At 40.6% G+C, this 14,074-nt stretch carries 14 protein-coding genes; 1 reads left to right on the plus strand and 13 read right to left on the minus strand.

The annotated features are described in order from the left end of the window. Nucleotides 1-7: 7 nt before the first annotated feature. The 7 genes from RCZ04_RS06140 to RCZ04_RS06170 form a co-directional block, all read right to left on the minus strand. Nucleotides 8-475, minus strand: coding sequence for a low molecular weight protein-tyrosine-phosphatase (locus tag RCZ04_RS06140; RefSeq protein WP_460485102.1), 468 nt, complete (start codon nucleotides 473-475; stop codon nucleotides 8-10). 144 nt (nucleotides 476-619) lie between these two features. After that, entirely contained in the window at nucleotides 620-1,204 is a 585-nt protein-coding gene (gene nadD / locus RCZ04_RS06145) for a nicotinate-nicotinamide nucleotide adenylyltransferase (RefSeq protein WP_460485103.1), read from the minus strand. Continuing rightward, a complete protein-coding gene (gene gmk / locus RCZ04_RS06150) occupies nucleotides 1,201-1,767 on the minus strand; it encodes a guanylate kinase (RefSeq protein WP_460485104.1) in 567 nt (188 codons plus the stop codon). The genes nadD and gmk overlap by 4 nt, the downstream gene beginning before the upstream one ends. Before the next feature lie 27 nt (nucleotides 1,768-1,794). Continuing rightward, complete coding sequence (locus RCZ04_RS06155) at nucleotides 1,795-2,649, minus strand: YicC family protein (RefSeq protein ID WP_460485105.1); 855 nt, start codon at nucleotides 2,647-2,649, stop codon at nucleotides 1,795-1,797. A 286-nt stretch (nucleotides 2,650-2,935) separates the two neighbouring features. Beyond that, the gene (locus RCZ04_RS06160) at nucleotides 2,936-3,982 is read right to left on the minus strand and encodes a quinone-dependent dihydroorotate dehydrogenase (protein ID WP_460485106.1); all 1,047 of its coding nucleotides are present in this window, start codon (nucleotides 3,980-3,982) and stop codon (nucleotides 2,936-2,938) included. A 28-nt stretch (nucleotides 3,983-4,010) separates the two neighbouring features. Then, nucleotides 4,011-4,778, minus strand: coding sequence for an alpha/beta fold hydrolase (locus RCZ04_RS06165; protein WP_460485107.1), 768 nt, complete (start codon nucleotides 4,776-4,778; stop codon nucleotides 4,011-4,013). Between the two features lie 224 nt (nucleotides 4,779-5,002). Continuing rightward, on the minus strand, nucleotides 5,003-5,983 hold the full coding sequence (locus RCZ04_RS06170) for a hypothetical protein (protein WP_460485108.1): 981 nt from the start codon (nucleotides 5,981-5,983) through the stop codon (nucleotides 5,003-5,005). 128 nt (nucleotides 5,984-6,111) lie between these two features. Here RCZ04_RS06170 and RCZ04_RS06175 point away from each other — a divergent pair, with 128 nt between their 5' ends. Then, on the plus strand, nucleotides 6,112-6,813 hold the full coding sequence (locus RCZ04_RS06175) for an SAM-dependent methyltransferase (RefSeq protein WP_460485109.1): 702 nt from the start codon (nucleotides 6,112-6,114) through the stop codon (nucleotides 6,811-6,813). Between the two features lie 71 nt (nucleotides 6,814-6,884). Here RCZ04_RS06175 and RCZ04_RS06180 read toward each other — a convergent pair whose 3' ends face one another. From RCZ04_RS06180 to rlmD, 6 genes are all read right to left on the minus strand, one after another. Next, on the minus strand, nucleotides 6,885-7,232 hold the full coding sequence (locus RCZ04_RS06180; protein ID WP_460485110.1) for a hypothetical protein: 348 nt from the start codon (nucleotides 7,230-7,232) through the stop codon (nucleotides 6,885-6,887). 140 nt (nucleotides 7,233-7,372) lie between these two features. Further along, complete coding sequence (locus tag RCZ04_RS06185) at nucleotides 7,373-8,248, minus strand: CPBP family intramembrane glutamic endopeptidase (RefSeq protein WP_460485111.1); 876 nt, start codon at nucleotides 8,246-8,248, stop codon at nucleotides 7,373-7,375. 4 nt (nucleotides 8,249-8,252) lie between these two features. Beyond that, the gene (locus RCZ04_RS06190; RefSeq protein WP_460485112.1) at nucleotides 8,253-10,325 is read right to left on the minus strand and encodes an alpha-L-fucosidase; all 2,073 of its coding nucleotides are present in this window, start codon (nucleotides 10,323-10,325) and stop codon (nucleotides 8,253-8,255) included. Nucleotides 10,326-10,536: 211 nt separating this feature from the next. Further along, on the minus strand, nucleotides 10,537-11,814 hold the full coding sequence (bioA, locus tag RCZ04_RS06195; protein WP_460485113.1) for an aspartate aminotransferase family protein: 1,278 nt from the start codon (nucleotides 11,812-11,814) through the stop codon (nucleotides 10,537-10,539). Then, nucleotides 11,811-12,440, minus strand: coding sequence for an endonuclease III domain-containing protein (locus RCZ04_RS06200; protein ID WP_460485114.1), 630 nt, complete (start codon nucleotides 12,438-12,440; stop codon nucleotides 11,811-11,813). The genes bioA and RCZ04_RS06200 overlap by 4 nt, the downstream gene beginning before the upstream one ends. Further along, entirely contained in the window at nucleotides 12,427-13,842 is a 1,416-nt protein-coding gene (rlmD, locus tag RCZ04_RS06205) for a class I SAM-dependent RNA methyltransferase (protein ID WP_460485116.1), read from the minus strand. Before rlmD ends, RCZ04_RS06200 begins: the two co-directional genes overlap by 14 nt. Nucleotides 13,843-14,074: the final 232 nt, after the last annotated feature.

A 14,074-nucleotide genomic window follows, 5' to 3' on the forward strand; every position in this document is an offset into this window, starting at 1 on the left:
TAAGATATTAGAAATTAGAAATTAGTTTGTGAGCTACTTTTGTACAAGCCTCGTCGATGAGTTGATAGACGTTTTCAAAATCAGTAGCTGTACCGTAATAAGGGTCGGGAATTTCGCGTTGTGTCATTCCGCCCAAAGCGTCTGCCAAGAAATGGACTTTAGCACGTTCTTTTTCGCTTTTAGCAAGACGAATCACATTTTGATAGTTACTTCTGTCCATTACAAAAATATAGTCGAACTGAATAAAATCTTTAGCTGAAAACTGTCTGCCTCTGAGCATAGAGATATCTACACCGTGCTGTTTGCCTGAAGCAATGGTACGGGGGTCAGGAGTATCGCCTATGTGATAGTTAGCGGTACCCGCTGAATCTACTTCAAAGTTATCGGAGGGGAGTTTGCTTCTCATCACGCCTTCGGCTAAGGGAGAACGGCAGATATTGCCTAAGCAAACCATTAGTATTTTTGTTTTTTTCATATATTAAAGAGTAAGGCTTATACCTTAGAAATTAAACAAATCTATTCAAATTAAACAAATATATAACCTCCCTCGTTCCCCCTCCAAAGGGGGACAATCGGCAATCATACCTCAAACTTTGACTAAGTGTGTAACGCAAAATTATCAATTGTAAAGTCCAAGTTTATCAATGTATTGCCATACTTTTTCAGGGAGGAGCGGACGTACATTGCGTTTGGCTTTGAGCTCTTCACGGATAAAAGTAGCAGAGAGTTCGATAATGGGAGCGGTTATGCGCGTGATATGAGGGTGCTGGACTAAGACTTCGGGTGCTGTTTCTTCTGAGATACGCGGATAGACGTAAATAGCATAATTTGCTAAGATATGCTCGTAGTTTTTCCACTTGTGAAAGCTTTTTAGGTTGTCTTCCCCCATAATGAGAGCAAAGTTAGTATTAGGGTATTTTTCTTCTAAATAGGCTAAAGTATTAACCGTGTAGTTAGGTTGTGGCAATTGAAATTCGATGTTTGAAGCGCGTAACTTAGGGTATTCCTCTATAGCTAAATTAACCATCTCTAACCGCAAGTGATTGTCCAACAACGATTGTTTTTCTTTAAAAGGATTTTGGGGAGTAACTACGAACCACAACTCGTCCATCGCGCTGTGTTCAACTAAATGATTGGCGATGATGAGATGCCCTATATGAATAGGGTTAAATGAGCCAAAGAATAGACCTATTTGTTTTTTCATCGGTTGATAAATTCGGTTACTACGCGCTCTGCCTCTTGTAGGGCTTGTTGTAAATTATCGTTTTTGATAATCACATCAAATTGGTGAGCGGTAGCTATTTCTTGCTCGGCTTTGGCAAGGCGCATTTGTATTTTCTCTTCTGTTTCGGTTTTGCGATTGCGCAAACGTTCTTCTAAAGCTACAAGACTTGGTGGTTCAACAAATACAGCTAAGGTTTGTTCGGGATACTTCTTTTTTAGGCGTAATCCTCCAGCGACATCAATGTCAAAGGCTACATTTTTACCTTCAGCCCAAAGGCATTCAACTTCTGATTTTAATGTACCATAATAACAACCTGCGTATACCTCTTCCCATTCCATAAATTCGTTGTGCTGAATACGTTTTTTGAATTCATCAACAGAAAGGAAATAGTATTCTTTGCCGTGTTGTTCTTCACCGCGAGGAGCCCGTGAAGTTGCTGAAATAGAAAAGGCTAAGTTGAGTTTTTTAAGTGAGAGTAAATGCCTCACTATGGTAGTTTTACCACTCCCCGAAGGTGCTGAAAAAATAATTAGTTTTTGCATTAGTTTTTAGTTTTTAGTTTTTAGTAGTTAGAGGACATTTAGTACTTGCTCTTTAATTTTCTCGAGTTCGTCCTTCATTTGCACTACTATTTGCTGCATAGGGGCAAAGTTGGCTTTAGATCCTAAGGTATTGATTTCTCTACCTATTTCTTGTGCGATGAAGCTCAATTTGCGTCCGTTAGAATCTTCGCTGTGGAGGGTTTCGAGGAAATAGTCTAAGTGCTTTTTGAGGCGGATTTTTTCCTCAGTAATATCCAATTTCTCTAAGTAAAAAATAAGTTCTTGCTCAAAGCGATTGGCATCTACATTTTGGATATCAGTCACAGCTTTTTCAAGGCGTTCGCGAATGAGCGCCAAGCGTTCACTGTCGAGAGCTTGTACTTCTTGCAATAGGTTGTCGATATTGCCAATGCGCAAAACGAAATCTTTTTCTAAGACTTTACCTTCTTGAGTACGGAAAGTTTGCAAATCGGCAATGGCAAGATTGATATGCTGAAAAATAGTTGAAAGTTCTTCTTCGGAAACGCTTTCGGTAGTGGTTTGTAAAGCATCGGGCATACGTACCGCCATTTTTAGCAGTTCGGTAAGGTCACCATCAACGATAGTACGCATTTGCTCGATATACGATTTTACGATGTTAGGATTGATTTTAGAGGGTGTTTGTGTGCCTGTATTTTCTACAAAGATGCTAAAATCTACTTTTCCGCGTAAAAGCTGTTCGGCTATGAGTTTGCGGAAGTCAAGTTCTTTCTCGCGATATGCCTGAGGGATACGCGTATTGATATCGATGCTTTTACTGTTTAAAGATTTAATTTCTATACTGATATGCTTATCGGTAAGGGAGAGAACACTTTTGCCGAAGCCTGTCATTGACTGTATCATACTATCGTTTTTGAAAATAAGTGCAAAGGTACAAAATAATTAATAATTGACAATATTTGTGAGGTGAGTATGTTTATAAATTTTCATCAAAACTTTTATTTCATTAATGCGTTTGGTTTGTATTGGTGAATTAAGAATCGCAAATCACAAATAACGGGAATAATGCTAATGTTGGTTAGAATTAGCAAAGCTAATCAAGAGTTGAACTAAATTATTGATTATAAACCTCCCCCCAGCCCCCTCCAAAGGGGGAGATGTGACGCAAAAACGACTATGAGGTTGTAAATCAGAGACAATCATTTCTGAAACCTTTATTCACATTAGCAATTAGCTGTTTATTGATACGTTTTATAAGACCTGCACCTTCGTAAATAAAACCTGTGTATAGCTGGATAAGGGAGGCGCCTGCTTCTAACTTTTCGAGAGCATCACTTTCATTAAAGATTCCTCCGACACCAATGATGGGGAATGCGCGGTTGCTTTTTTCACTTAGAAAACGTATTACCTCAGTGGAGCGATTTTTAAGAGGCTTGCCACTAAGTCCGCCGGTTTCTTTTTGGTTATGGGATACTAACCCTTCTCTACTAATGGTGGTGTTGGTGGCAATTACGCCTGCAATATGAGTTTCTTTAACAATTTCGATGATGTCTAACAGTTGCTCATCGGTGAGGTCAGGGGCGATTTTTAAAAGGATAGGTTTGGGTTTCTTATGGGTTAGGTTTGTGTTTTGCAAAGTGCTTAAAAGCTGCTTTAGCGGTTCTTTTTCTTGTAGTGTGCGCAAGTTAGGCGTATTGGGTGAGCTTACATTCACTACAAAATAATCGACGTAATCAAAGAGTTGTTCAAAACAGGTGAGATAATCGTTTACGGCTTGGTCATTTGGGGTGATTTTATTTTTACCAATATTTCCGCCTATCAGTATATTGGTATTTTTTTTAAGGCGTTTTACTGCGGCTTCAACCCCTTCGTTATTAAAGCCCATACGATTTATAATTCCTTGGTCTTCAATAAGTCTGAATAATCGCTTTTTAGGGTTGCCTGCTTGTGGTTTGGGGGTAATGGTTCCGATTTCGATAAAACCAAATCCTAAATTAGCTAATTCTTTGTACAGTTTGGCATCTTTATCCAAACCTGCGGCTAATCCTATGGGATTTTTGAAGTGTAGCCCAAAGACTTCGCGATGTAGAGAAGGGTGTTTTACATTGTATATTTTGCGAATGAGCAAAGGGACTAAGGGAATCTTGTGAATGAACTTTAAGTATTTAAATGTAAAGTGATGGGCTTTCTCGGGGTCGAGGCTGAAAAGGAATGGGCGAATGAATAGCTTATACATATCTTGGAATTTGAACAAAGGGGTTAGATTAGGGTTGTGCCATAAAGTTGTGCAGGGCTTCTATGGTTTGGGCTTCGTTTTCAATATACACTAAATGTCCACCTGAGAGTAGGGTATAGGTTGCACCTGCTTTTTTGGCTAATGCTATCAAGCTATCAGAGGGGATTAGGGCATCTTTTTCGCCCATAATGATATGTTTTTTGGCGGTTAGATGTTCAAATAGCTGAGTGCGGTCAGGACGCTCTTTCATTCCTAAGGAGGCTGCTTTGATACCTTCGTTAGGGGTGTGCATTGCTATACTAATTAGGTTATTGAGTGCGGGCTTCATCAGTGTTTTGTTTTCTTCGCTAAAGAGGTTTGTGACGGCAGTACGCACGAAGAGTTCTTTTTCGTTATCGATTACTTTTAGCACTCGGTCTCTATTAGTTTTTTTCTCTGGGGAATCGGGTAGGGTAGTGGAGTTTAGCAATACTATTCCTGCTACTTTTTTGGGAAATAATTCGGCGAAAGCTAAAGCTACATAACCTCCCATTGAGTGACCGACGATGGTACAGTGTTCTATTTCTTCTTTTTTCAGGATATCGTTTACTTCATTTGCCATCATTTCCATTGTGTGTACTGGGGCAATAGTAGGGGTCTGCCCGTGCCCTAAGAGGTCGATAGATAGCGTAAAATATTCGGTAGAGAGGGCTTTGGCGATAGGTTGCCATATGGTATGGTCTTCCAGAAAGCCGTGAAGGAAGACGATTGTCTTATTTTTTCGTTTTCCTTCTTTTTGATAAAAAAACTGTTTCATTGTGATAATTAGTTTGTTAGCTGCTTTTTTGGCTTATTTTACTATTAACATAAAAGCTTGATAGTTAGGCGATAGATATAGGAAGCTTATACGAACCTTATACGAATCTTGGACGATTGTTATACAAAAGCTATATGAATGGTATAAGGGGGTAATTCCTATTTTAATTTCGTTTTATATTGTTTTAGTTCGTTGGGTGCTTTCTAATAGAAATTAAGAGGGTGTTATTCTCTTGGGAAAGAGGTGTTCAGCAGGCGTTCTTTACTGAGTACGACGCCCCCTTCGTCAGCTCCTTGTCCTCCTGCGTAGTTTACAAAATTAACGGTTTTCCAATAAGGGGCAACGGTAACGATGCGAGTAGAGCCAAAAGCCATATAGTAAGGGGTTTTAATGCCTTCGTGGCGGACGTCCATTCCTGTTTGTATACCTACTTTGGCGTTGGTGGTTGTAGGGTCAAGACGTACATCAACTTGCATATAGACGCCTTCGACCTTGCTAGGGGTGAACTCACCTACAGGTTTCATAAGTTTAGAGCCGAAGTGGTTTACTAATATTTTGGCATCGTACCATTTGCCGTCGTATTTTCCTGATTTGGCAATAGGGACGGTGGAATAGTCTTTTTCTTGTATTACTTTTATCTTGCCATTACCTGCTTCTGTTACGATATCTTTATAATATGTAGCCGACCACGTGATAGGGGCTTGGTCGGTAATATCATTCTCAGAAAAATGTACCCTACGCCATACGTTTTCACCTTTGTAAAGCACGTAGAAGCGGAAGTTTTTTAGATTTACCAGAGCGTTGGGGTTTTGATTGTTCTTTTCGGAAAATAAGACGCACCAGAGGTTGTACAATTCAAAATACCGGTTTTCGTCGGGATAGTTGCATTTGCCATTGTTGCCATAAAGCCCCCAAAAACAACTTTTATAAATGATTTTGTCGTGATTGAGGGAGGCAAAATTTAGGGCAGCCCCGATAGATATGTTGCCTCCTTTTTCGAACAATCTGTTAGAAGTACTACTATAACCGTTGAAAACAAAGGGAGTGTTGTCACTAAAATTAGTGTCGTGTCCTGCTTCGGTATTGCGCATAGCTTGCTGTAACATTTCTTTGGAATGTTCTGAAAGATTGGAGTTGCCATTGTCTTTACTACAGCCAGCTGTAATAAAAGAGGCTATAATGCTGTAAAAAAGAATATTTTTCATAAGTTGTTATTAAGTGTAAGTTTTTGACCTATAATAGGCGACAAAGATACAAATAATTATTGTTTGGTGCTATAATTCTGATAAAAAAAATATACTTTTGCAGTCTGTTAGTAATATAATTGATACAAATGATAAAGGGGAATATATATTTAATACCGAATTTGTTAGGAGGGACGGCTCTTGATGTATTGCCTGCACAAGTAGCAAAAACTGTGCATTTGCTCACTTATTTTGTAGTGGAGAATGAGAAATCGGCAAGGAAGTTTATCAAGCTTATCACCCCTGACAAGGCGCAATCAGATTTAAAAATAACGGTAATTGACAAGCATCATCGCGATACGGATTACTTGGGCTTTTTACGCCCTTGTATGGAAGGACACTCTATAGGGATTATCTCGGAGGCTGGTTGCCCAGGTATAGCTGACCCAGGAGCTGATATCGTGCGGGTGGCTCACCAAAAGGGGTTGAAGGTAATTCCGCTGGTGGGACCTTCTTCGCTGTTATTAGCGATGATGGCAAGTGGGCTTAATGGGCAGAATTTTGCATTCAATGGTTATCTTCCTATTGACAAGCAAGAGCGCAAAAAAGCGCTTAAAACGTTAGAACGGAGGGCGCGTGACGGACAGTCGCAACTGTTTATAGAAACGCCTTACCGCAATAAGCAGATGCTTGCTGACCTTATTGACACGTTGCAGGCGGATACGCTTTTGTGTGTAGCTTGTGATATTACGCTTGCTACTGAAGAGATTAAAACACTTCCTGTACACCTTTGGAAGAAAACGGATATAGATATACAGAAGAGACCTACTATTTTTATTATAGGGAGCTGAAAAATAGGCTGTTTTAGAGGAAAAAGAAAGGCTATCTAAGTTTCTTCTTAGATAGCCTTTTTTGTAAATTCTTATTGTACTGGGATTGAAGAAACAGCTGCCGCTGCTGCAAATACAGTAGCTAAGAGAATAAGGATAATAAGCCCAATTAAGGAGATAACAAGCCCTGCAATGGCTAATCCTTTAGGAGTTTTAGTAACACCTATTCCTGAAAGAATAAGCCCCAAGAGCCAAATAATCCACCCTAAGACAGGAACCCACCCTAAGAATACAGCTATTAAAGCTAATACGAAACCAGCGGTGCCTATTCCGTTGCTCTTAGAAGAGTTTTGGATAATGATAGTTGGGTTGTTTTCTTTGGCAGTTTCCTGTGCTTGAGAAACAGGTTGCTCTTGTGTTGAAGTTGTATTTTCTTCCATAAAAAACTGAAAATTAAAATTACTCCCTACTCTGTTAAAGGCTTTTCGGGTTATCGCCTTTTGCTGTTTAAAATCGGTGGCAAAGGTATAAAATATTATAATACGATGGAAATTATTTTAACAAAAAATTAAGTTTTCTTTTATAATAAGTGTTTTTTCCACTCTTTCCAGTGGTATTTCTTGGCGTAGATATACAGCAAAGCAGGGAAGCAGAGCAGTAGAGGTAACCACATAGTGAAGGTTAGAGAGGGTTCTGAGACATCGCGTAGTACTGAGGGTACTTGAAATACCGTCCAATCAGAAGTTACTAAAAGAGCGGTGAAAAGGTTATTGGCAGTGTGAAAGCCTAAGGCTAACTCTAAGCCATCGTCCATTAAGGTGGTGATACCTAAGAATAAGCCTGTGCCTATGTAGTAGATAAGCAGGCTATAACCTAATTTTTCGACCTCAGGATTGGCTATGTGCATTAGCCCAAAGGTAACTGAGGTGAAAAGCAGTGGGAACCACGCCTTACGTGTTGCGAGTCCTAAGCCTTGCATTAGGTAGCCTCGAAAGAATATTTCTTCAAAAGCGGTTTGCAAAGGAATGAATAGCACTACTATTACAAGTAGTTTTAAGAAGGGTAGCCACTGAAAATTCCACACGTAATCATCGGGGTTGAAAAATAAGCAGTCTATACAAGTTATTGCTATGGTTACGCCACCCCACAGGAAGAAGGCAAACCAAAAACGTTGCCAACTGATACGTGGTCGCGCCGTAATAAGTGCTACCAAAGGCTGGCGATGTACGTACTTCACCCATAACAACAATAACCCTAAGAAGATAGCAAAGACAACTAAGTTCTCAAACAAGAATTGTAATTCTCCTTTTTGGGCAATTTCTGACTGTATAAGTGTAGTAGTATCAAAAAACTGTGCTACTAAAAAGTTCAACCCTGTAAAGGCAAAGAACAGGGTTGGAACTATAATGTAGAGCCACTTAGGGCTTTGTGATAATCTTCCGTTTTTAAGATACATAACTTTATTGTGTGATAATACCTATTTCAGCATATGATACTTTGTGACTATCATCTACAGTTTTGGTAGCGGTAAGCTTGATATAACGCGCTTTCTCTACAGGGAAAGTAATGCGTTGTTCTATAGGATTGTTCTTGATATTCCCAAATTCACCTTCACTTAGCTTTTTCCAATGAACATTATCAGTACTCACTTCAAAAACGTAATGACTGATAGTACCTTCAGCCCAACGGTCTTGTGAAGGTAAGTAGGTAAAGCCTTTTAGGTTTAATAATTCTCCTAAATCAATAGTAATAGCGGTAGGTGTATTACCTTTGTCTTGCATAAACCAAGAAACAGGGCTTTCATCAATGACTTTTTGGATATCTGTAGCCGTAGTAGAAAGCACTTTCCACTTTGCTTTAGGGATATCCAACGCATAAGAAGCTACCTCACTGTACAAATTCTTATCGCGGTCGTAGGCTACGAACTTAAGATTTGTAGGCTGTGTAACTGCAAAGGGAGCACTATATCGTAACGATTTATCGGTGGGCTGACTACCGTCTAAAGTATAGTAAACTTCAGTGGCTTCATCAGCAGGGGTAAGTGTTACTTCGCCATTCTTATCACGTGTAAGCTGAGGTGTCACCAATAGTGCAGGTGCATTGTACAAACCGATGTTGCTGATAAGCGGAGAGCCTTTGGCTTCTAATACTGTAAAGCGTACTTTTGTAGCGGTTACTGAGGGGAAGCGTAGCAATCGCTTGTAGCCAATAGTAGTTTGTTCGTCTATTGTTTCCCATTTGTTGTCTTTTTTGTATTCTATTTTAAACTTCTTTACGCGTTGCCCTAATGGAATATACTCTTGTGCCATAAAACGGTTGAAGGTAGTAGGCTTGGTAAAGTTGAGCTCAATATAAGCTTGTGTTACTCCTTCATCGGTTGCCCAATAGGTATTTTTATCGTTATCAATTGCTTTTTCAGCTTTGAATTGCTTGTGATTTTCACGAATGTTAGAAGCTGTTATAGAGGCATCAGTCACAAGATTACGCGCAAAATCACCTTCAATAACTTTCTTGAGCTCCATTAGTCTCTTAATATCGTTCTCGTGTACTAACCCACGCCGGTCTACAGGTAGATTGAGTAGCAGGTTGTAACCACGACCTACAGAAGCGTAGTATATGTCTACCATTTTTTCTAATGGACGCACTTGATGGTCTTCACGAGCGTGGTAATACCACCCTGGGCGGATAGATACATCGGCTTCAGCAGGTATCCAATTCACCCCATTTTCATCGCCTTCTCCTAAATGATGCAAATGTTCTTTTCCTTTTAGAGAGGGGTTAGAGGTAAAAGGATTCCAATTCGTAGGCATTCCATACCCCTTTTCATTGCCTATCCAACGCACTTCAGGACCTTCATCGCTAAATATACAAGCCATAGGCTGCAATTCACGAACTATTTGGTATGCTTTATCCCACTGATAATAAGTGTGTGCATCTATTTTTCGGGTTTCATTCGCTCCTCCGTAATAACCTGACCCACCGTTGGCACCGTCAAACCACACTTCAAATATTTCACCGTAATTGCTAAGCAATTCTCTTAGTTGGTTATGAAAATAGGTTACATACTCAGGTCTCCCATATTCGGCGTGGTTTCTATCCCAAGGCGATAAATACACCCCAAACTTGAGTCCCGCTTTGTGGCAGGCGTCAGAGAGTTCTTTGATGAGGTCGCCTTTCCCATTCCTCCAAGGAGAATTCTTTACAGAGTGCTCCGTATACTTCGATGGCCACAAGCAAAAACCATCGTGGTGCTTAGCCGTAATAATAACACCTTTCATACCGGCGTCTTTAATCACTTTTACCCATTGGTTTACATCTAATTCAGTAGGGTTGAACAAGGCAGGGTCTTCACCTCCTGTTCCCCATTCCATATCGGTAAAGGTGTTCATATTGAAATGGATAAAAGCATAATACTCCATTTCGTGCCAAGGCAACTGTCGTTCGGTAGGTATAGCCCCCACAGGCTTAGGCGTTTCTACACTTTTGCAAGCCACCATAAATAAAGCAGTGGCTAATAAGGCTAATTTTTTCATTCTATACAGTATTTAAACTTCTTTGTTATAAGATTTTCATAAGTGATGCAAAGATATAGAATATTTTTTAACTACCAAAATAAAATTCTAAAGATTGTACTTTCTACTGTTATGCCAATAAAATTATTTAAACTTTACAACTATATTGCTAAATAAAAAAGAGACCGTTCCCTTATGAAAACAGTCTCTTAAAAATAGTTTTTTGTTCTTATTACTGATTAGAAAACTTTTGTATCGCTTGCTCTAAAACGTCATACACGCGGTCTAATTGAGCATCGGTGATGATGTAAGGGGGCAAAATGTAGATAATGTTTCCCACCGGACGCAGTATTACGCCTTCTGAGATAAAGAAGTTATACAGTTTATCCCTGAATGAACCGTAGTAATCAGTATTTTGTGAGGTTTTGAGGTCAAAGGCTAAAATAACGCCTAAAGTACGAGCGTTCTCCACTGATGGATATTTCGCAATACGGGCTAAAAACTCCTGATGACGGCGCGCAATGCGTTTCAAGTTAGCTTGCATTTCGTCACTTTCCAAGATACGAATAGCTTCTAAGGCAATCGCACAGCCGGTGGGGTTTGCTGTAAAGGTATGCCCGTGGAAAAGCGCTTTGTTCACATCTTCGCTGTAAAAGCCGTCGAATATCTCTTGGGTAGCAGTAGTTACCGCTAAGGGGATTGTTCCTCCTGTAAGCGCTTTCGATAAGCACATAATATCGGGTTTATGAGTGAGGTAGTCTGAGGCAAAAGTGCGCCTTGTGCGTCCAAAGCCGGTCATTACCTCGTCCGCAATAGTAATCACGCCATTGGCTTGTGCAATGCTAATGAGCTCATCTAGGGCTTCTGGTTCGTAAATTTGCATTCCCGAAGCTCCTTGTACTAAGGCTTCAAAGATAAAGGCGGCTGGGTGATGTTCAGCAATCACTTCTTTAAGTTTTCTCGCAGCTGCATCACTTCCTTTTTTGGGTAAGGGTATACGTACTACTTTCAATAAATGCTCTTTAAAGGCATCGGTGAAGAATGAAATGCCCGATGCTGCCATAGCGGCAAAGGTGTCTCCGTGAAATGCATCTTCAAAAGCAACTACCGTAAAACGCTTTTCCCCTTTGTTGAAGAAGTACTGTAACGCCATCTTGATACCTACTTCCACTGCTGTTGAACCATTGTCTGAGAAGAATACTTTCTGTTGGTTCTTAGGCAGGATACTGATGAGCTTTTCAGCAAGCTCTACGGCAGGTCGGTGTGTAAAGCCACCAAATAGTACGTGCTCCAATTGAGTGAGTTGCTTGTAGGCAGCTTGGGCTAATCGCTCATTGCTATGCCCATAGGGGTTCACCCACCAACTGGCAATGGCATCTATGTATTCTTTGCCGTCCTCATCCCAAAGCAGGGCATCTTTTCCTTTTACAATTCCTATGGGTTTGGCAGCCGTTTGATGTTGAGTATACGGGTGCCACAAATGTTTTTCGTCTCGCTGTTGTAAATTCATTTTTTCGATTGTATAATGGTTTTGGTTATAATATCTTTTTCCATATCCCAGCCTCTCGCCGGACTGTATTCGCGCCCGTACAAGATGATTTGCACGTGCAGTTTGTTCCATTTTTCTTTGGGGAAGAGTCGTTTAGCATCTCTCTCCGTTTGCACTACCGAACTACCGTCAGAAAGTTTCCAGCGGTGCATTAGCCGGTGTATATGGGTATCAACGGGGAAGGTAGGAATGCCAAAGGCTTGTGCAAGAACTACGCTGGCAGTTTTATGTCCTACTGAAGGGAGAGACTCTAAGGCTTCAAAGGTCTGAGGAACTTTCCCGTTGTACTTGTCGATGAGTATTTGCGAAAGTCCGTGTATACCTTTAGATTTCATTGGGGAAAGCCCTAAGGGGTTGATAATCTCGCGTATTTCGTCTACCGAAAGCAATACCATATCATACGGATTATCAGCCTTGCTAAATAGGATAGGGGTAATTTGGTTCACCCGTGCATCGGTAGTTTGTGCTGATAGCAACACGGCTATCAGTAGCGTATAAGGGTCTTTGTGCTCAAGGGGGATAGTAATTTCAGGATAGATACTTTCGAGCGTATCAATGATAAAGTTTACTTTTTCAGCTTTTTTCATTTCTCTTTTCTAATAATACAACATTCTCTACGTGGTAGGTTTGCGGGAACATATCCACGGGCTGAACTTTGGTTACTTTGTATGCTACGTCTAATAAGGCAAGGTCTCGTGCCTGCGTAGCACTATTGCAACTCACGTACACTATCTTCTCAGGGGCTATTTGTAGAATTTGCGCTACCACATCTTTGTGCATACCGTCGCGTGGCGGGTCGGTAATAATCACATCAGGAGTGCCGTTTTCTTCTATAAATGCATCGTTGAAAATGTTTTTCATATCACCCACGTAAAAACTAACATTTTCAATACCATTGGCACGAGCATTGTCTTTGGCGTCTGCAATAGCTTCCGGTACCGCTTCTACCCCTATCACTTTTTTCGCTTTTTTGGCTACAAACTGTGCAATGGTGCCCGTACCCGTATAAAGGTCGTACACCAATTCATCGCCTTTCAAATCAGCAAAACTGCGCGCTACTTGGTACAACTTGTGTGCTTGTGCCGAGTTCGTTTGGTAAAACGACTTGGCATTAATTTTAAATCGCAACCCCTCCATTTCCTCATAAATACAGTCACTACCTTTGTAACAGATGAGCTCTTGGTCATAAATAGCATCGTTGCCTTTGTTATTGATACAGTATTGTAATGATGTAATCTCTGGGAATGTTTCTGCAATATGGTCAAGAAGCAGTGTAATTTTGGGGTCGTTGCGGAAGAACTGTATCACAACCATTATTTGCCCAATAGAGCTAATGCGTATCATCATAGTGCGCAATAAGCCTGTCTGCTGTCTCGGACTATAAAAGGGCATTTCGTGCGCTAAGGCAAAACGCTTTATCTCCAAGCGTATCGCGTTTGAAGGGTCGGCTTGTAAGTAGCATTTTTCTATGTCTAAAATCTTGTCCCACGCTCCTGCTATGTGAAAACCTAAAGCGTTGCGGTCGTCTATCTCGTCAGCTTTCTTAATTTCGTCAGGAGTAAGCCAGCGCATATCCGAGAAGGAAAACTCCATTTTGTTCCGATAGTAATAAATCTCGTCTGAGCCTATAATAGGCATCACGGCAGGAATTGCTATCCTACCCAACCGTACTAAGTTGTTTTCTACCTCTTTCTGCTTGTAAAACAACTGACTTTGGTAGTTCATATCCTGCCATTTGCACCCCCCACAATAGCCAAAGTGAGAACATACAGGCGCAACACGTTGTTCTGATAATTGGTGATATTTAGTAACAAAACCCTCATAATAAGCCGATTTCTTCTTGGTTGTCTGTACATCTACCACATCACCTGGGATAGCGTTGCTCAAGAATATTACACGTCCGTCAGGAGCTTTAGCAATGCTTTTGCCTTTAGCCCCCGCATCAATTACGGTCACATTTTCAATGGTTATATGCTTCTTTTTGCTCATTATGGGCGCAAAGGTACAAAATAATTACAAATTACAAATCCTTTCCTTATCTTCAGAACCCCTCCAGGGTACTCCAAATTTTCTCCAATACCCTCACTAACCCGCTAATTTCCTAATTCTCAAATCTGCTAATTCCCTAACTTTCTACCTGCCTGTGTGGCTCGCACCGCCTTTCCGTCACTACAATTCCTCTTTTAGAAGGGGTTAGGAAGAGGTTTCCATCGCATCTTGT

This window comes from Capnocytophaga sp. HP1101, from assembly GCF_054772415.1.

Bases quoted from the DNA above. Each gene is read 5' to 3' on its own strand.
- RCZ04_RS06140 (WP_460485102.1), bottom strand. From the start codon at position 475: ATGAAAAAAACAAAAATACTAATGGTTTGCTTAGGCAATATCTGCCGT.
- nadD (WP_460485103.1), bottom strand. From the start codon at position 1,204: ATGAAAAAACAAATAGGTCTATTCTTTGGCTCATTTAACCCTATTCAT.
- gmk (WP_460485104.1), bottom strand. From the start codon at position 1,767: ATGCAAAAACTAATTATTTTTTCAGCACCTTCGGGGAGTGGTAAAACT.
- RCZ04_RS06155 (WP_460485105.1), bottom strand. From the start codon at position 2,649: ATGATACAGTCAATGACAGGCTTCGGCAAAAGTGTTCTCTCCCTTACC.
- RCZ04_RS06160 (WP_460485106.1), bottom strand. From the start codon at position 3,982: ATGTATAAGCTATTCATTCGCCCATTCCTTTTCAGCCTCGACCCCGAG.
- RCZ04_RS06165 (WP_460485107.1), bottom strand. From the start codon at position 4,778: ATGAAACAGTTTTTTTATCAAAAAGAAGGAAAACGAAAAAATAAGACA.
- RCZ04_RS06170 (WP_460485108.1), bottom strand. From the start codon at position 5,983: ATGAAAAATATTCTTTTTTACAGCATTATAGCCTCTTTTATTACAGCT.
- RCZ04_RS06175 (WP_460485109.1), top strand. From the start codon at position 6,112: ATGATAAAGGGGAATATATATTTAATACCGAATTTGTTAGGAGGGACG.
- RCZ04_RS06180 (WP_460485110.1), bottom strand. From the start codon at position 7,232: ATGGAAGAAAATACAACTTCAACACAAGAGCAACCTGTTTCTCAAGCA.
- RCZ04_RS06185 (WP_460485111.1), bottom strand. From the start codon at position 8,248: ATGTATCTTAAAAACGGAAGATTATCACAAAGCCCTAAGTGGCTCTAC.
- RCZ04_RS06190 (WP_460485112.1), bottom strand. From the start codon at position 10,325: ATGAAAAAATTAGCCTTATTAGCCACTGCTTTATTTATGGTGGCTTGC.
- bioA (WP_460485113.1), bottom strand. From the start codon at position 11,814: ATGAATTTACAACAGCGAGACGAAAAACATTTGTGGCACCCGTATACT.
- RCZ04_RS06200 (WP_460485114.1), bottom strand. From the start codon at position 12,440: ATGAAAAAAGCTGAAAAAGTAAACTTTATCATTGATACGCTCGAAAGT.
- rlmD (WP_460485116.1), bottom strand. From the start codon at position 13,842: ATGAGCAAAAAGAAGCATATAACCATTGAAAATGTGACCGTAATTGAT.